We start from the raw sequence: 17,002 nt of genomic DNA, 5'->3' as shown, positions 1-17,002 counted from the left end.
CATGATAACGCCATGATTCGTTTCTCGCTCCGTCTTCCCGACGACCTCCACGACCGGATCGCCGCACAGGCGGCCAAGGACCGCCGGTCGATCAACTCCGAGATCCTGCACCTGCTGGAGACCGCCCTCGACGCGACCGGTGACGACGCCGGACCGGCCTGATCTGTGACTTGGCTCACTGAGCCGAAAAAACGTGCATGGTGTGAAATTTCTTGCCCGGCCCGATCGTTGAACCGCCCGGCGTCCCCCCGTAGAGCTCCGTAGCAGCCGGGCCGCCGCATGCCGTCCCCGTCAGAGACCCGAGGAAGAATGACCGCCACCAACTCCCCGCCCGAGTCCATCTCCGCACCCCCGCCGACCTCCCGCAAGAAGGTCCTGCAGGCCCTGTCCGGCCTGATGGTGGGGATGTTCGTGTCCATCCTCGCCTCGACGGTCGTGGCCAACGCCCTGCCGCGCATCATCACCGACCTGCACGGCAACCAGACCGTCTACACCTGGATCGTCACCGCCGAGCTGCTGGCCATGACGGCCACCGTGCCGCTCTGGGGCAAGATGGCCGACCTCTACAGCAAGAAGCTGCTGATCCAGCTCTCGCTGGTGCTGTTCGTGGTGGGCTCGCTGATCGCGGGACTCACCCCGAACGTGGAGATCCTGATCGTCAGCCGCGTGGTGCAGGGCGTCGGCGCGGGCGGCATGACCGCGCTGTCCATGGTCGTGATGGCGGCCATGATCCCGCCGCGCGAGCTCGGCCGCTACGCCGGCGTCTTCGGCGCCGTGTTCGGCGTCGGCACCGTCGCCGGGCCGCTCATCGGCGGCGTGCTCGTCGACACCTCCTGGCTCGGCTGGCGCTGGTGCTTCCTGATCGGCGTGCCGTTCACGATCCTGTCCATCGTCCTCCTCCAGCGCACGCTCGACCTCCCGGTGGAGCGCAAGGAGGTCAAGGTCGACTACCTGGGCGCCTTCCTGATCACGCTGGGCGTCTCCACGATCCTGGTGTGGTCGTCGCTGGCGGGCAACCAGTTCGAGTGGGCGTCCTGGTGGACGGCCGGCCTGGTCGGCGGCGGCCTGGTCGTGCTGGCGCTGGCGCTCTGGGTGGAGGCCCGGGCCGCCGAGCCGATCATCCCGCTCTACCTGTTCAAGAACCGCACCGTCACCCTGGCGACCATCGCCAGCGTGCTGGTCGGCGTGGCGATGTTCGGCGGCACGGTGTTCCTGTCGCAGTACTTCCAGATCGCCCTCGGCAAGTCGCCGACGGTGGCGGGCCTGATGAGCCTGCCGATGGTCTTCGGCCTGCTGGTCTCCTCCACCGTCGCCGGGCAGCTCATCACCAAGTGGGGCCGGTGGAAGGGCTTCCTGGTGGCCGGCGGCACCGTCATGCTCGCCGGGATGGGACTGCTGTCCACGATCGACGGCCAGACCCCCACGCCGCTGCTCCTGTCCTACATGGCGGTGCTCGGCGCCGGCGTCGGCATGCTCATGCAGAACCTCGTGCTCGCCGCGCAGAACGACGTGCCCGCGCACGACCTGGGCGTCACCACCTCGGCGCTCACCTTCTTCCGGAGCATGGGCGGCGCGGTCGGCGTCAGCGCCCTCGGCGCGGTGCTCGCCAACCGGATCACCTCGCTGATGACGGAGAAGCTCGGCCCGATGGCCGGAGCCGCCCCGGGCGGGGACGCCCACGCCGTCCCGGACATCTCCGAGCTGCCCGCGCCCGTGGTCGCCGTCGTCCAGGACGTGTACGCCACGGCCACCGCCGAGCTGTTCCTCATCGGTGTGCCGCTGACCGTGCTCGCGCTGGTGGCGGTGCTGTTCATCAAGGAGAAGCCGCTCAACACGCTCTCCGGTGAGCAACGGCTGGCGCAGGAGCGCGCGGCCGCCCACTGACGGCGCACCCCGCCGGCGCACCCGCCGGCGGCGCTCCACCAGGGGCGCACCCGCCGGGGCGCTCCACCGGGGGCGTCCCCGCCGGGCTGGACACGCGCCCACCCCACCCCCGACAGGGCGGCCGCGCCGCGGCCGCCCTGTCGGCGTCCGGGGTTGCTAGTCTCCCGCCCGTGACGACCAGGAACTCGCACTGCTCCTTCTGCGGCACGGCCTACGCGCCGGACCAGGCGTGGCCCCGGACCTGCGCCGGCTGCGGGAACACGAGCTACCTCAACCCGCTGCCGGTCGCGGTGATGGTGCTGCCGGTGGACGGGGGCCTGCTGGTGGTCCGCCGCGGCGTCGAGCCGCGCCGCGGGGAGCTCGCCCTGCCCGGGGGCTTCATCGACCTGGGCGAGTCCTGGCAGCAGGCGGCGGTCCGGGAACTCCGGGAGGAGACCGGCGTCACCGTCGACGCCGGCGACGTCCGGCTGTTCGACGTGCTCAGCGCACCCGACGGCACCGTGCTGGTCTTCGGCCTGGGGCCGCGCCTGTCCTCGGCGGACCTCCCGCCGGTCGCGCCCACGGCCGAGACGACGGAGTGGCTGGTGGCCGACGGGCCGCGGGAGCTGGCGTTCCCGCTGCACACGCGGGTCATGGCGGCGTACTTCGGCGCGGGCCGCGGACAGGGTCGCGACCGTCCGTAGGATGGCCGTACAGGCATGACCGGTCATCGGCGCGCCGGAGGACCCGCGGAGGATCCACGAGGGTGGAGCGGACCGGCCCGTGGGGCGTGCCCGCGGGGTGGCCGGCCACCCCGCGCGACGATCCGGAGAAGGACGATCCGGAGAAGAGAGCCGCCGACATGTCCACCGAACGATCCGCCGCCCGCGCGCTCGCCCTGGCCGGCGCGGCGGGCGCCTGCGCCCTGGCCCTGCTCGCCGCCTGCGGGGGCGGCGGGGACCCGGCGGCCACCCCGGGCGCCACGACGGGCGGCACCACGACGGCCGGCACCACCGCCGCACCGCCCCCGGGCACGGAGCAGGTGACCGACTTCAACGACGTCGACGTGGCGTTCGCGCAGAGGATGATCCAGCACCACGAGCTGGCCGTGACGCTGGCCGGGCTCGCCGGGACCCGCGCCTCCGACCCCGAGGTCAAGGAGCTCGCGGCGGAGATCAGGAGCACCCGGGCCCCGCAGATCGCCGCCATGACCGGCTGGCTGACGGCGTGGGGCAAGCCCACCGAGCCCATGGGGACCGGGCAGGAGATACCCGGCATGGCGGCCCAGAGCCCGCTGGGCAGACTCCAGACGGCCGAGGACGCCGAGTTCGACCGGACGTTCTCGCAGATCATGGTCACCCGCCACGAGGAAGCGCTCAGGACGGCGGAGACGGAGCTGGAGGGAGGGCTCCATCCCGGGGCCCGGGAGCTCGCCGAGAACGTCGAGACCACTCTGCGGTCGGAGACCGAGCGGATGCGGAAGATCCTCGACCGCCTCTGATCCGCACCGCGCCCGCCGCGGCCCGGCCTGCCCGCCGCGGCCCGGTCCACCCGCGTGCCGGGCCCGGGTCGGGCCCGGGTCGGGCCGCGTGCCGGCGCCCGCTCCGCCCGCTCGCCGGTGCCCGGCACGCCGGCCTCGGGGACGGCCGGTCCATCGGGCGGCGCACCTGCCTCCGGGACGACCGGTCCGCCGGGCGCACGGCCGCAGGAGATCCTCACGCCCTCACGTATTGCACATCACCGAACAGGATTCTAGGTTGTGCAGGTGGTCATATGACCGGGGTCACACTCCTGGGCGGAACGCCCCTCTCCCGACGGAGGACCTGTGCCTGCTCTGACTCCTGTCCAGCGTGACGTGCTCCGCGCCCTGGTGGACACCGCCGTCCCGGCCCTGGAGGTCGCCGACGACCCGCACGGCTTCTGGTCGACCCCCGGCTCCGCGGTGGGCGCCGACGAGGAGCTGGCGCAGTATCTGCTGACCCTGCCCGAGGCGGACCAGACCGGCGTCGCGCAGCTGCTCGACGCCCTGGCGATGCTCGGCTTCCAGCACCAGGGCCGGGCCACCCGCGAAGGCATGATCGCCACCGCCTCGGCGCTGGCGCCCGAGGCGCTCGACGCCCTCGCCACGCTGCGCGGCGGCGCGTGCATGCTCGCCCACTCCGTCCCCGGCGCGGGGGGCCGCAACCCGTTCTGGGCGCAGTACGGCTACCCCGGCCCGCAGATCACGCCGCCGCAGGCGGAGCCGTACATCACCCCGTACGTCCCGTCCGACGGCGAGGTGATCGAGGCCGACGTCGTGGTCGTCGGCTCCGGAGCCGGCGGCGGCACGATCGCCGGGGTGCTGGCCGCCCGGGGCAGGCACGTGGTCGTGCTGGAGGCCGGCGGGGCGACGAGCGAACGGGACTACCGCCAGCTGGAGCTCGAGGCGGGCCGGACCATGATGTACCGGGGCGGGCTCTCCGTCTCCGCCGACGGCAACATCGGCCTGCTCGCCGGGGCGACCCTGGGCGGCGGCACCACCATCAACTGGCACAACTGCGTACGGCCGCCGGAGGCGGTCCGCCGGGAGTGGGCCCGCGAGCACGGGCTGGAGGGGCTCGACACCGCGGAGTTCGACCGCCACCTGGAGGCGGTCCTGGCCCGGATGGGCGCCAACGACCGGTGCAGCGACTTCAACGGCCCGCACCAGCGCATGGCCGAGGGCGCCAAGGCGCTCGGCTGGTCGATGCACGTGGCGGTGCGCAACGTCGACGAGGCGTCCTACGACCCGGTGGCGGCCGGCTACACCCAGTTCGGCGACCCGAGCGGGAGCAAGCGCGGCACGCTCACCACCTACCTGCGCGACGCGTTCGACCACGGCGCGAAGATCCTCGTCCACACCCGGGCCGAGAAGGTCACGGTGGCCGGCGGCCGGGCCACCGGTGTCACCGCCGTCCGAACCGACCCGGTCACCGGGCGGGCGGAGCGGGTCACCGTACGGGCCAAAGACGTCGTCGTCGCCTGCGGCGCGCTGGAGACGCCCGCGCTGCTGCTCCGCTCCGGCATCGGCGGGCCCGCGGTCGGCCACCACCTGCACCTGCACCCCAGCGCGGGCGTCTTCGGCGTCTACCCCGAGGACCAGAATGCCTGGTGGGGGCCGCCGCAGGCCGCCATCGTGGACGAGTTCGCCGACCTCGGCGACGGGTACGGCCTGCTCGTCGAGGGCTCGCACTACTACCCCGGCCTCTTCGCCTTCCAGCTCGCGCGGCGCGACGGACGGCAGGCCAAGGAGGCGATGAGCAAGCTCGGCCGGATGGCCGACTTCCTGTTCCTCCTGCGTGACCGCAGCGGCGGCCGGGTCACGGTCGACGCCGCCGGCGAGGCGGTGCACACCTACGCCCTCACCGACGAGCGCGACGTCGCCGCCTACCGCAGGGGCCTGCGCGTCCTGGCCGAGCTGCACCTGGCGGCCGGGGCCGAGGAGCTGTGGTTCGGCACCGCCCCGCCCGTCTTCCGCAGGGGCGACGACCTCGAGGCGTGGATCGCCCTGCTGGAGTCGATGCCGATCGGCGCGGGCGGGCTCTTCATGGGCAGCGCCCACCAGATGGGCACCGCCCGCATGGGAGGCGACCCGGCCTCCTCCGTGGCGAAGCCGACCGGGGAGCTGCACGACGTGGCCGGCGTCTGGATCGGTGACACCAGCGCCTTCCCCAGCGCCTCCGGCGTGAACCCGATGCTCACCTGCATGGCGCTGGCGCACCGTACCGCCGAGCACATCAGCGAGGAGTCGCGATGACCATCCCCGAGCCGATCCACACCCGTGACCGCGTCTACGTCGACGGCGCGTGGATCCCCTCGACCGGCGCCGGCACGCTGCCGGTCGTCAACCCCTGCACCGAGGAGGTCATCGGCACGGTGCCCGAGGGCACCGCCGAGGACGTCGACGCCGCGGCGCGCGCCGCGGCCCGCGCGCTGCCCGGCTGGGAGGCCACTCCCCTGGCCGACCGCGTCAAGGCGTGCGCGGCGATCGCCGAGGGGCTCAAGGCCCGCGCCCAGGAGATCGCCCTGGCGGCCTCCAGGGAGATGGGCGCGCCCTGGCAGCTCGCCGTCATGGTCCAGGCCGGTCTGCCGATCATCGACTTCGCCTCGATGGAGGACGTGGCCGGGCAGGTCGAGTGGGAGCGGCGCTCGGGCAACTCCGTGCTGGTCCGCCGGCCGGTCGGGGTCGTCGGCGCCATCACGCCGTGGAACTACCCCCTCCACCAGATCGCGGCCAAGGTCGCCCCGGCCCTGGTCGCCGGGTGCACCACCGTGGTCAAACCGTCCGAGCTGGTGCCCGGCGTCGCCTACATCCTCGCCGAGGTCATCGACGCCGCGGGACTGCCGCCCGGCGTCTTCAACCTCGTCACCGGCACCGGCCCGGTGGTGGGCGAGGCGATCGTGGCGCACGAGGCGGTCGACATGGTGTCGTTCACCGGGTCGACCCGGGCCGGACGGCGGGTCGCCGAGCTCGCCGCCCGGGCGCCCAAGCGCACCGCGCTGGAGCTCGGCGGCAAGTCGGCGAGCGTGCTGCTCGACGACCTGTCGGCCGAGGAGTTCGGCAACGCCGTCGCCGGCTCGCTGACCGGCTGCCTGATCAACAGCGGGCAGACCTGCAGCGCCACCACCCGGTTGCTGGTGCCCCGCGACCGCCTGGCCGAGGCCGAGGAACTGCTCGCGCTCTTCGCCCAGTTCGCGACCGTCGGCGACCCGATGGACCCGGCCACCCAGCAGGGACCGCTGGTCAGCCGGGTGCAGCAGGAGCGCGTCCGCGGCCACATCACCGGCGCGCTGGCGGACGGCGCCCGGCTCGTCGCCGGCGGGCCGGAGCAGCCCGAGCACCTGCCGGCCGGTTTCTTCGTCAAGCCGACCGTGCTGGTCGCCGAGGCCGGATCCCGCATCGAGCAGGAGGAGGTCTTCGGGCCGGTCCTCACCGTCGTGCCCTACGACGGCGGGGACGCGGGCGCGCTCGCCGTCGCCGACGGCACGCCGTACGGGCTGTCCGGCGCGGTCTGGGCGGGCGACCGCGAGCGCGCGATCGCCTTCGCCCGGAGGATGCGCACCGGCCAGGTCAGCGTGAACGGCGGCCCGTTCAACCCCACCGCGCCGTTCGGCGGCTTCGGGCAGAGCGGGTACGGCCGGGAGCTGGGCCCGCTCGGCATCGAGGAGTTCACGGCCGTCACCTCGCTCCAGCTGTAGTCCCGGCCGGGTTCCGGCGGAGGAGCGGGGCCGGGGACCGCCGGGCGGCGGCCCCCGGAGGACGCTCCCTAGTGGCGGCCGTTGCGCCTCTTCCGGCCGTCCTCGTCGTCCTCGTCGTCCTCGTCGTCCTCGTCGTCCTCGTCGTCCTCGTCGTCCTCGTCATCGTGGCCGCGGTTCTTGCCGCGGCCGCGGCGGTCGTCGTCATCGTCGTCGCCCGCGCCGCCCACGCCGCTCACGTCGTCGTCATCGTCGTCATCGTCGTGGTCGTGACGGCCGTGGCGGCCGCGGCGGTCGTCGTCATCGTCGTCGAAGTCGGCACCGGCGACGCCGGCGACGTCGTCGTCCTTGTCGTCCTTGTCGTCCTTGTCACGGTCGTGGCGGCCGTGACCGTGGTCGTCATCGTGGCCGTCGCCGTCCTGGAAGGACAGCCAGGTCCGCATGTCGATGAGCTGCACCTGCTGGAGGTTGTCCACCGTGGAGGCCGCCACCCGCAGTTCGGGGTGGACGCCACGGGCCGAGGCCTCGATGAACGTCACGATGCCCCAGACGTGGTGCGGGATCATCCAGCGGACGAACCGCACGTCGAAGCGGCGGCCGGAGGGAGTCGACCGCAGATCGTCGAGCATCTCCTCCAGGTGCTCCTCCGCCTCCTCGATCTCCTGGCGGAGCTCGCGGGGCAGGCGCCGCACGGCCTCCTCCGGGGTGAGCCCGTACCACTCGCGCAGCCAGCGGGTGAGCTGCTGGGTCTGGAAGCCCTGGAAGGCGACGATGTTCTCGGCGTGCGTGCGGATCTGCGGGTCGACGCCGCGCTGGACCTCCAGCCGGGACATCTCCACCCCGGCGCGGTGGTGCGGGATCATCTGCGCGAGGGCCGCGATCTCCAGTTCCTCGCCCTCCAGCTCGGCCAGGCTCTCCCCGAACTCGTAGGCCACCGGCGGGGTCGGGAACGGTTGCAGGCCGCCGCCGTCGTCGTCGTGGCGTCCGTGGCGGGGCGCCACGGCCGCGCCGGGCGCGGCGGCGGCGTTGGGCGCGGTCCACATGACCGCGGTGGGGCTGCCGGGAGAGGTGCTCCAGGCGATCGTGACGGGAATGCCGACCGCCCCGACGGCGACGGCCGAGGCGATGGCGACGTTGCGGCGCAGAGGAGTCAGGCGCACGCCGGAAAGAGTCGGGCGCACGCGGGATAGAGCCAGCCGTGTGCGGGAAAGAGCCAGGCGTGCGCGGAGAACGGTCGGGCGCATATGGACGGATACCTCTTCTGAAGTCAGCTGAACGGGTGGTCGGCAGGGCGTGGGCTCACCGCGGCGCCCGCCGTACGCCCGCGCCGCACCGCCGCGGCGGCGTGAGGCACTCGGCACGGTCCGTCGGCACGGTCCGCGAGGCACCGGGAGAGCCCGTCGGTGACGGCGACGACGTGCGGAGCAGGGATGACCGCGGCCATCGCCGTGGCCATCGCCGTGCTCCGCGTCCGCGGACCGGGCGGCCGGCCGAGCCGCCCCGCGTCCGCGCGCGAAGAACCGGTACGGCCGGACGCGCGCCCGCCGGTGACCGCGCGTCCTCACCTGCCGTTCGTCCTCGTCCGCCCTGGTGGGCGGCCGGGTGTCGTACCGTCACGCGTGATCGTGGTGGAACCGCGTTCCGCACTCAAGCGCGACACGAGATCACGAGAACAGCTGACGGAGCCATGACGTGATCACGAGCGAAGGCTGACCGGAGGGTCCACGGAAGCGTAAAAGGCGGGACTGCGGACGGGTCCGCGGCGCACCCCGGGATCGTCCCCGATGACCGGCCCGGCCGGTGGTTCCGCCGCCGCCCGGGATCCATCCCGGCCTGCGGGGACCCGGCCGTGCCGCTCCGCCCGCGGCCGCCCGCGCGCCCCCCTGGACCCCGGCTCCGACGGCGCACGGCACGGTGGTGGACCATCGAAGGTGGGGACCGCTCGCGGGGGGCGGAGAGATCCGGTGAAGGGACGGGGGCCGGCATGGGACGGACGGCACGGACGGTGGCCATCGCCGCACTGACGGGTCTGGGAGCGTGCGGCGGCGCCGTACCGGGAGCGGCGGCGGACGCGCCGCGGGGGTCCGCCGCCCCGGAGCCCTCCGGCGCGCCTCCCCCACCGGATGCCCTGTCGTCCCAGGGCCCTCCCCCACCGGCGGCCCTGTCGTTCCAGGACGTTCCGGCGTCCCGCCCGTCCGCGGAGGTCCTGCGGCGGCCCACGCTGCGGCCGGGCGACTCCGGGCGGTGGGTGGACACCCTGCAGTCGCGCCTGGCACGGCTCGGCTACTGGCTCGGCGCCGCCGACGGACGGTTCGGCCCGCTCACCGTCCAGGCCGTCCACGCGCTGCAGAAGGCGGCGGGCCTGGGCCGTGACGGGGTGGTCGGCCCCGGCACCTGGGATGCGCTGGAGCGGGGGGCACGGCCGGACGCCCGCGGTGCGCACGGCCGCCGGGTCGAGGTCTCCCTGGACCGGCAGCTGCTGATGCTGGTGGAGGACGGGCAGGTGAAGAGGATCCTCAACACCTCCACCGGCTCCGGCGCGCCCTACCGGGTGGACGGCGTGCGCGAGGAGGCGGTGACGCCTCCGGGCGTGTACCGGGTCCACCGCCGGGTCGACGGCTGGGATTCCGGGCCGACGGGCGACCTCTACCGTCCCGCCTATTTCAACGGTGGGATCGCGGTGCACGGCTACGGATCGGTCCCGCCCCGTCCGGCGTCGCACGGGTGCGTCCGGGTGAGCCCGGCCGCGATGGACTCGCTGTGGCGGAGCGGCTGGCTGGACCACGGCGACGTCGTGCAGGTGTACTGAGCGGCCCCGCCGGCCATGACGGCGCCGTCGGGCCCGTGCCGGGGACGCCTCCCGTCCTCCCCGAGCGCCCCTGACAGCCCCGGGAAGGCCGGAAGGCCGGCTACGACCGGCCTAGGAGGAGTGCTCGCCGGTGAGCGCCGCGCGGGTCGCGTGCAATGACGCCAGGAGCTGCAGCCGGTCCGCGTCGGCGCTGCCCGGCTCGGCGGTGAAGACCAGCATGACCGGGCCGGGGTCGCCGGGCAGCGGATAGGTGTCCCAGTCCAGGACGATGTCACCGGCCTCGGGGACCCGGAAGGTCTTGGTGCCGCTGACCGACGCGCGTACGTCGTGCCGGGCCCACAGCCGCCGGAACTCGGCGCTGCGGATGCTCAGCTCACCGACGATCGCGGTGGCGCGCGGATGGGTGGGGTCGGCGGCGACGGCGGCGCGCATCATGCCGATGTAGTCCAGGGCCTGCCGTTCCCAGTCCGGGCAGCTCCGCTCGCCGGTCAGCGTGTCGTCGAACATCAGCAGGAGCATGTTGAGCCGGTGGGGCGGGTGAGCGTCCGGGGCGCCGAGCAGCGCCTCCGCCATCGGGTTCCAGGCGAGCAGGTCGAGGTGCCGGCCGAGCACGACCGCCGGGGTGTCCATCACCCGCAGCAGCCGCCGCGTACGGTCCGGCACTCTCTCCGGACCCCGGTCCACCCGGGGGCGCATCGGCCGACGGGCGGCGTGGGCCAGGGTGAACAGGTGCCGGCGTTCCTCGTCGTCGAGGCCGAGCGCCCCGGCGAGCGCGTCCAGGACACCGTCGGACGGGCGCACCTCCCGGCCCTGCTCCATCCGCTGGTAGTAGTCGGTGCTCAGCCCGGCCAGCAAGGCCAGCTCCTCGCGCCGCAGCCCGGTGACCTTGCGCCGGCCGCCCGGTTCCAGGCCGACGTCGCGCGGACGCAGCCTGCCGCGCCGGGCCCGCAGGAAATCTCCGAGCTCACGAGCGTACGGATTGCTCATGCGGCAAGTGTGCCGCCCCACCGGGCGCCCATGGTAGGTCCCGCAGACCTAGGCGGCCGAGAACGATCGAACCGGCCCGCGTTGCGCCTAGCGTCGTCGGTCCACCGTACCGATACCCGAAGGAGCAGCAGATGACCGGATGGACCGCCGACCGCATCCCCGACCAGCACGGCCGGATCGCCGGCGTCGCGCTGCTCGGCCCGCGCCGCACCTCCGCCGACGGTTTCGAGCTGCAGCTCGCCATCAACATGCTGGGCCACTTCGCGCTGACCGGCCTGCTGCTCGGCACGCTGGCCGCGGCGAGGCGGTCCCGGGTGGTCAGTCTCAGCTCGATCACCCACAAGAACGCGCGCCTCGACTTCGACGACCTGATGTTCGAGCGTGGCTACCGGGCCGCTCCCGCCTACGGCCGGTCCAAGCTCGCCACCACGATCTTCGGCATCGAGCTGGACCGCCGCCTGCGCGCCGCCGGATCGCCGATCGTCAGCACGCTGGCCCACCCCGGTCTCACCCGCACCAACCTGACTCCACGCGCCTGGGAGCACCGTGGCCGGTTCGGGCGGCTGATCGCGCGGCTCGGCCTGCTGGTCACCCAGCCGGTGGAGCAGGGCGCGCTGCCGCAGTTGCGCGCCGCGACCGAGCCCGGCCTGCGGGGCGGCCGGTTCTTCGGGCCGTCCAGACTCTGGGAGACGCGGGGGCCGGTCACCGAGGCCCGGCCCAGCCGGGAGGCGGCCGATCCGGCCGTCGGCAAGCGGCTCTGGGCGGCGGCCGAGGAACTGACCGGCGTCAGCTACCTGTGAAGCCTGTGGTCACCGGCCTGTGGCATCAGGCGTGCGCTCGCCCCGGCCTTCCGGCACGCCCCCGGTGGCCGCCGCCAGACGTTCGCCCGCGGCCAGATGGCCGGGTCTCCCAAGAGCGGCGGCAACCTGGTGGTGGCCGCCTGGTCGGAGGGGAACCGGGCCTACTTCGACTGGCACCGGACCGACCGCGCCTTCGACACGTTCATCGTCCTGCAGACCAGTGCCGCGGGTGGTGACCAGGTGGACTTCCGCGGCGGTTTCCGGGGGCGCGCCTACACCGTCATGCGCACCAACGGCGGCTACCGCTGGAACGTCAAGGGCCGCGACAGCGGCGTCTCCGCCTCCAGCTGCCAGAGGACCTGGACCGTCTCCGTGACCGGCTGATCCCGCCGCGGCGGTGCAGGCCAGGGGCGCACCATGGCGATCCCGGAGTCCGGCGCCGAGGGAGGCGGCGCGGAGGAGTTCATCCGGCGTGCTCCGCCACGGTCGAGGGGGCGGTGGCCGGGGGGGGTGAGGACCTTGCGGGTGATGCGTTCGGCGATGGCGGCGACCAGGGTCCGGGGGCGGCGGGGGGTCAGGTGCGCGGTGAGGGCGTTGCTGAATCCGGGGGCGACGTAGCCGCGGTCTCGCTCCAGCGCGCGCAGGGCGGCGCGGACGACGGGCTCCGGGGTGGTCATGGAGCCGGTGACGGCCGCGTTGCGGGTGCCGATGGTGTCGAAGAAGGCGGTCTCGACCGGGCCGGGGCACAGGGTGAGCACGCGGATGCCGCGCCGGCGGTACTCCTGTCGCAGGGCGAGGCCGAAGTTCAGCACGAAGGTCTTGGCCGCGCCGTAGACGGCGAAGTACGGGGAGGGCTGGAAGGCGGCGTTGGAGGCGACGTTGACGATCGCGCCGCGGCCGCGCTCGAGCATGCCGGGCAGCACCTCGTGGGTGAGGTCGACGAGTGCGACGACGTTGACCATCAGCTGGTCGTGGTCGCGGGCTGCGGGGATCTCCTCGAAGCGTCCGCAGGTGCCGAAGCCGGCGTTGTTGACCAGGAGGTCGACGTTCAGACCGCGGGTGGTCAGCTGGTCGGCGATGCGGCGGGCGGCGTCCGGCTCGGCGAGGTCCTGGGCCAGGACATGGGTGCGGACGCCGTGCTCGGCGGTCAGGCGCTGGGCGAGGGCGGCAAGCCGGTCGCCGGATCGCGCCACCAAGATCACGTCGTGGCCCTGGGCGGCGAGCTGGGCGGCGAATTCCGCGCCGAGGCCGGACGACGCTCCGGTGATGAGGGCGGTGTCGTGCATGTGGCTCTCCTTGGTCGTGACACTCAAGCCGGCGGTAACTGGAAGTACAACGTACCAGTAATCCCACTAACTGCAACAGACATGACGCAGTTAATGGTTAGACAGCGTCAGCGATGTAGTGTGTTGCTGGACAAGTGGTCGAACAGGAGGCGTGATGGGTGAGACGGCAGCACGATCGTTGCGGGCGGACGCGGAGCGCAGCGTGCGCGCGATCCTGGAGGCGGCCGAGCGGGTGCTCGCTCAGGAACCCGGCGCCTCCATGGAGCAGATCGCCGCAGCCGCGGGAGTGGCCCGCACGACCATTCACCGGCGGTTCGCCAGCCGGCAGGCACTGATCGAGGCGCTGGCCTCGTCCGCGGCCCGCCAGCTCGCCCGGGCGGTCGACGACGGCCGGCCGGACACCGCGCCGCCACTGGTGGCGATGCACCGGATCACCGCCAACGTGCTCGAGGTCAAGAGCGCCTGGGCGTTCGCGCTGGGGCTGCCGGCGGACCCCGGCAGCGAGGCCGCCGTTCTCCACCAGGACATCGCCCGCAGCTGCACCGCCGTACTGAAGCGGGCCCAGGACGACAAGCTCATCGACCAGGCGGCCGACCTCGACTGGGTGCGGCGGGTCTACTACGCGCTCATCGGTGAATCCCTGCACGGCAACGCGGACGGCGCCGACCCGGACACCCTCGCCGCCCGCATCATCGACACCCTGCTGCACGGCGCCGGCCCGCGCGCCTGAGCCGGGAGCCGCTGCACCAGACGTTCGCGCCGGCTCAGCGGCGACGTGGCCGAGTGCGGCTCCAGCAGGGTTCGCCTGGGGCGGTGGTCCCGTCACCCACGCCTGCCGGCTCTCCGCCAGAGACCCCGGCGGCGCCATGTCTTGGAGGGCATAGCCCGCAAACCGGAGGAACCCGCATGAGCATCATGCGCCTCCCCGAGCCGGCACCCGCGGTTCGACACAGAGAGGTGCTTCCGTGGGCGCAACCGCACCGGTAAGCCTGCTTTCGCCGGAAAGTAAGAAACGCGGAAGGAACCGCAGGTCGCGGGCGGATCCGCGGACCGGACGGCCGCACCCCGCGATCCGGCGGGCAGGCGTGCGGTTTCCGCGCCCGAACTGGTCCTGGGCGGCCGTATCCCACCCTCCCCGGTCATCATCGCGACCCGGGCCGATTTCGGTCCGGCGGGTTTCCTCCCTAGATCCGTGGTTATCGATTCGTAACCAAAGGATCGAAGAGGAAGGAACGATATGATCACGCAGGATCAGGTCCGTACCGTACTCGACCGGGATGTCTACGACATCAGCGGCGAGAAGATCGGCGAGGTCAAGCACGTCTACCTCGACGATGCCACCGGACGGCCCAAGTGGCTGTGCGTCAAGAGCGGCCTGCTCGGCATGCGGGAGCGCTTCGTCCCGACCGGCAGCGCCGACCTGGTAGCCGACCACGTCGAGGTCGGCTACGCCAAGCACCAGGTCAAGGAGGCCCCCGACGTCGACCTCGACGACGACGGCCACCTGCCGGCCGAGGGGGAGCGCGAGCTCTACCGCCACTACAAGCTGGACTGGGACACCTCCTGGCAGGAGGCCAACCGGCCCGACGCGAGCGGCTGGGCGCACAGCGGGGGTGAGCGCGAGCGCGAGCGGCTGGGCCGTACGGACGACACCACGTGGTCCGGCCGTGCGGACGGCACCGCGCGGCCGGGCCGCGACGACGCGATGACCCGGTCGGAGGAGCAGCTGACCGTCGGCACCGAGGAGCACGAGACGGGCCGGGCACGGCTGCGCAAGCACGTGGTCACCGAGGAGCAGCAGGTCAGCGTGCCGGTCACCCGCGAGGAGGTCCGCGTCGAGCGGGAGCCGATCACCGACGCGAACCGGGACGAGGCGCTGGCCGGGCCCGACCTCCGGGAGAGCGAGCACGAGGTCACCCTGCACGAGGAGCGGCCGGTGGTGGACAAGCAGGCCGTCCCGGTCGAGCGGGTGCGCCTGGACAAGCAGCGGGTCACCGACGCCGAGACCGTCTCCGGCCAGGTCCGCAAGGAGCGCATCGACGTCGACGGTGACGTCGACGGCTCCGGCCGTACCTTCTGACGTTCCCACCGGGCGCGCGTCCCGCCGGTTCCGGCCGGCGGGGCGCGCGCCTTCCCGTGCGCGTCCTCCCCGGAGGCCCTCCCCGGACGTCCTCCCCGCGGCCCGTTCGACGCGGACCCGTCCGGGTAGACGACGGGCGCACCCCTTTGCGGAGAAGAGGATGATCATGACCATTGAGAGCCTGTGGAACTACCGTCCGGACGTCTACGGCGGTGACCGGTCGCTGGACCTCATCGGTTTCGAGGTGGAGACCCCGGACGGGAAGGTCGGCGTGGTCGAGGAGGAGAGCACCGTGGCCGGCGACAGCTACGTCGTCGTCGACGCGGGCCCCTGGATCTTCGAGCGCAAGCTGATGATCCCCGCCGGAGTCGTCACCCGGATCGACCCCGGGGACCGCAAGGTCTACGTCTCCCGCACCAAGGAGGAGATCAAGGCCTCCCCCGAGCCCGACGAGGCGGCCGGCTCCCTCCACCGGCGGCTGAGCGACTACTACCGGGGCCTCCCGGCCTCCTGAGCACGGGCGAGCGCGGGCACGGGCGGGCATTGAGCACGGGCGGGCATTGAGCACGGGCGGAGCGCGGGAGCGGCGGCCGGGCCGCCCGTCAGCGCCCGCCCGGGCCGAAGGGGTCCCAGTCGGTGGCGTAGCGCAGCAGGGACCGGGCGAGGTCCTCGTGGCGACGGGCCCACACGTCGTCGAAGAGGAACCACTGCCGGTACCCGAAGAAGTGGTCCTGGTGGATCGCCATCTGGGCCAGGTGGGCGCCGCACTCCAGCAGCGTCCTGGCCGGGTCGCGGTCCTCCGGCCGCACGTCCCCGCCCAGCCGGCCGAGCGCGAACGCGTGGGCCGCCGCGTGCTCGCCGAGCAGCTCCGGCGGGACCTGCTCCTCGAAGGACGGCCAGTGGTTGCAGCGGCCCAGCGCCGGGCCGAGGTCCTCCTCGTCCGGGGCCACCAGCGCCCGCAGGACGAGCAGCTCGTCCGGCCACTCCTCCCGGCGGCGGACCGGGCCGCGCAGCCGCGCGGCCAGTTCCGGGAGCCGGACGCCGGGGAAGGAGAACGGCGGCCGCCGGCAGATGCCCTCGCCGTCGTGGAAGGTCAGCAGGACCGCGTGCGTCACCCCGTCACCGGACTCACCACCGGGTCCGCCGCCGGATCCGCCTCCACCGGGCCGGGCGCCGCCGGACCCGGTGTCGTCCGGCAGAGGCCAGGCGCCGTGCAGCAGGTAGGCCACCCGGTCCGGGCACAGCTCCACGAGGGCGTCGTCGAAGAAGAAGTAGCACAGCTCGACCTCGTCGTCGTCGGTGCGCACCCGCACGCTGTGCTCGTCGGTGCGCACCTCGCCCTCGTAGTACAGGTGCTCGCGCAGCAGGCCGGCGAGCTCGCGCCACGACTCCGGGGCCGGCAGCCGGTGCCCGCGGGCCGCTTCGAAGATCGAGGAGAGGCCGTAGACGCCCACCCCGAGCTCGGCCTCCAGCCAGGCGCCGACGTCCGGCGCGGCACCGCCCGCCACGGTGCTCCACGCCCGGCGGAACCAGTCGAGCACCGTGGCGTCGGGCAGCCGGCGGACGTGCTTGCCGAGCGGGCCCTCATAGTGGCTGCGGTAGACAAAATGGGTCATAACCCGCACCCTGCCGCACTCCACCGACAGAACCGCGGCGCACCGGCGTCAGGCGGAACCGGGCACGGCACCGCATCGGCACCGGGTGGCGGACACCGGAACGGGCGGAGAACTCCCTCACCGGGCGGCCCGGGCACGGGCCACCCGGACCGGAAGGACCGGCATGGCCCACCTCCTGATCCCGGAAGACCCGGGCACAGGCCGCCCGGGCACGGGCGTCCCCGGGCGGAGCCTCAGCTCCTGCGGCGCCGGCGAAGGCCCCGTCCCATGCCGGCGAACGCGGCGACCACCACGGCCCCGCCGAGCGCGGCCCAGGGCACGCCCGTCCCGCCGTCGGCCCGGCCGAC

General features: G+C 73.6%; 16 protein-coding genes. 12 read left to right on the top strand and 4 right to left on the bottom strand.

Features of this window, described 5'->3' with window-relative positions:
• Positions 1-12: 12 nt before the first annotated feature.
• The 6 genes from ACFOWE_RS12425 (at position 13) to ACFOWE_RS12400 (ending at position 7,080) form a co-directional block, all read left to right on the top strand.
• Positions 13-162 carry an Arc family DNA-binding protein gene (locus ACFOWE_RS12425; protein WP_377287425.1) on the top strand — a complete coding sequence of 50 codons (150 nt, stop codon included), beginning with the start codon at positions 13-15 and terminating at the stop codon, positions 160-162.
• Between the two features lie 147 nt (positions 163-309).
• Positions 310-1,884, top strand: a complete 1,575-nt coding sequence (locus ACFOWE_RS12420; protein ID WP_377287424.1) for an MDR family MFS transporter — start codon at positions 310-312, stop codon at positions 1,882-1,884.
• 170 nt (positions 1,885-2,054) lie between these two features.
• Positions 2,055-2,567 (top strand): NUDIX domain-containing protein, encoded by a 513-nt coding sequence (locus tag ACFOWE_RS12415; RefSeq protein WP_377287423.1) that lies wholly within the window; start codon positions 2,055-2,057, stop codon positions 2,565-2,567.
• A 62-nt stretch (positions 2,568-2,629) separates the two neighbouring features.
• Positions 2,630-3,364 carry a DUF305 domain-containing protein gene (locus tag ACFOWE_RS12410; RefSeq protein ID WP_377287422.1) on the top strand — a complete coding sequence of 245 codons (735 nt, stop codon included), beginning with the start codon at positions 2,630-2,632 and terminating at the stop codon, positions 3,362-3,364.
• Between the two features lie 324 nt (positions 3,365-3,688).
• A complete protein-coding gene (locus tag ACFOWE_RS12405; RefSeq protein ID WP_377287421.1) occupies positions 3,689-5,638 on the top strand; it encodes a GMC family oxidoreductase N-terminal domain-containing protein in 1,950 nt (649 codons plus the stop codon).
• The gene (locus tag ACFOWE_RS12400) at positions 5,635-7,080 is read left to right on the top strand and encodes an aldehyde dehydrogenase family protein (protein WP_377287420.1); all 1,446 of its coding nucleotides are present in this window, start codon (positions 5,635-5,637) and stop codon (positions 7,078-7,080) included. Before ACFOWE_RS12405 ends, ACFOWE_RS12400 begins: the two co-directional genes overlap by 4 nt.
• Positions 7,081-7,148: 68 nt before the next feature.
• Here ACFOWE_RS12400 and ACFOWE_RS12395 read toward each other — a convergent pair whose 3' ends face one another.
• Complete coding sequence (locus tag ACFOWE_RS12395) at positions 7,149-8,237, bottom strand: DUF305 domain-containing protein (RefSeq protein WP_377287419.1); 1,089 nt, start codon at positions 8,235-8,237, stop codon at positions 7,149-7,151.
• An 824-nt stretch (positions 8,238-9,061) separates the two neighbouring features.
• Between ACFOWE_RS12395 and ACFOWE_RS12390 the strand changes: the two genes are divergently transcribed.
• The gene (locus ACFOWE_RS12390; RefSeq protein ID WP_377287418.1) at positions 9,062-9,886 is read left to right on the top strand and encodes a L,D-transpeptidase family protein; all 825 of its coding nucleotides are present in this window, start codon (positions 9,062-9,064) and stop codon (positions 9,884-9,886) included.
• 111 nt (positions 9,887-9,997) lie between these two features.
• Here the strand turns inward: ACFOWE_RS12390 and ACFOWE_RS12385 are convergent, their stop codons facing one another.
• Entirely contained in the window at positions 9,998-10,873 is an 876-nt protein-coding gene (locus tag ACFOWE_RS12385) for a helix-turn-helix transcriptional regulator (RefSeq protein WP_377287417.1), read from the bottom strand.
• Positions 10,874-11,004: 131 nt separating this feature from the next.
• Here ACFOWE_RS12385 and ACFOWE_RS12380 point away from each other — a divergent pair, with 131 nt between their 5' ends.
• Both ACFOWE_RS12380 and ACFOWE_RS12375 read left to right on the top strand, forming a co-directional pair.
• Positions 11,005-11,673: a hypothetical protein gene (locus ACFOWE_RS12380; protein ID WP_377287416.1), complete on the top strand. Its 669-nt coding sequence runs from the start codon at positions 11,005-11,007 to the stop codon at positions 11,671-11,673.
• A gap of 96 nt (positions 11,674-11,769) precedes the next feature.
• On the top strand, positions 11,770-12,057 hold the full coding sequence (locus ACFOWE_RS12375) for a hypothetical protein (protein WP_377287415.1): 288 nt from the start codon (positions 11,770-11,772) through the stop codon (positions 12,055-12,057).
• Here ACFOWE_RS12375 and ACFOWE_RS12370 read toward each other — a convergent pair.
• Positions 11,973-12,959 (bottom strand): SDR family NAD(P)-dependent oxidoreductase, encoded by a 987-nt coding sequence (locus ACFOWE_RS12370; protein WP_377287414.1) that lies wholly within the window; start codon positions 12,957-12,959, stop codon positions 11,973-11,975. The two genes, ACFOWE_RS12375 and ACFOWE_RS12370, sit on opposite strands and share 85 nt — an antisense overlap.
• Before the next feature lie 154 nt (positions 12,960-13,113).
• On the opposite strand from ACFOWE_RS12370, the gene ACFOWE_RS12365 reads away from it, so the two are divergent.
• From ACFOWE_RS12365 to ACFOWE_RS12355, 3 genes are all read left to right on the top strand, one after another.
• Positions 13,114-13,689 (top strand): TetR/AcrR family transcriptional regulator, encoded by a 576-nt coding sequence (locus ACFOWE_RS12365; protein WP_377287413.1) that lies wholly within the window; start codon positions 13,114-13,116, stop codon positions 13,687-13,689.
• A gap of 507 nt (positions 13,690-14,196) precedes the next feature.
• Positions 14,197-15,039 (top strand): DUF2382 domain-containing protein, encoded by an 843-nt coding sequence (locus ACFOWE_RS12360; RefSeq protein ID WP_377287412.1) that lies wholly within the window; start codon positions 14,197-14,199, stop codon positions 15,037-15,039.
• 166 nt (positions 15,040-15,205) lie between these two features.
• Positions 15,206-15,553: a PRC-barrel domain containing protein gene (locus tag ACFOWE_RS12355; protein WP_377287411.1), complete on the top strand. Its 348-nt coding sequence runs from the start codon at positions 15,206-15,208 to the stop codon at positions 15,551-15,553.
• An 88-nt stretch (positions 15,554-15,641) separates the two neighbouring features.
• Here the strand turns inward: ACFOWE_RS12355 and ACFOWE_RS12350 are convergent, their stop codons facing one another.
• The gene (locus tag ACFOWE_RS12350) at positions 15,642-16,655 is read right to left on the bottom strand and encodes a hypothetical protein (protein WP_377287410.1); all 1,014 of its coding nucleotides are present in this window, start codon (positions 16,653-16,655) and stop codon (positions 15,642-15,644) included.
• Positions 16,656-17,002: the final 347 nt, after the last annotated feature.

Origin of the sequence: Planomonospora corallina (assembly GCF_042650625.1) — a bacterium.
Lineage (GTDB): Bacteria > Actinomycetota > Actinomycetes > Streptosporangiales > Streptosporangiaceae > Planomonospora_B > Planomonospora_B corallina.
This window is presented reverse-complemented; position numbering and strand designations above follow the sequence as displayed.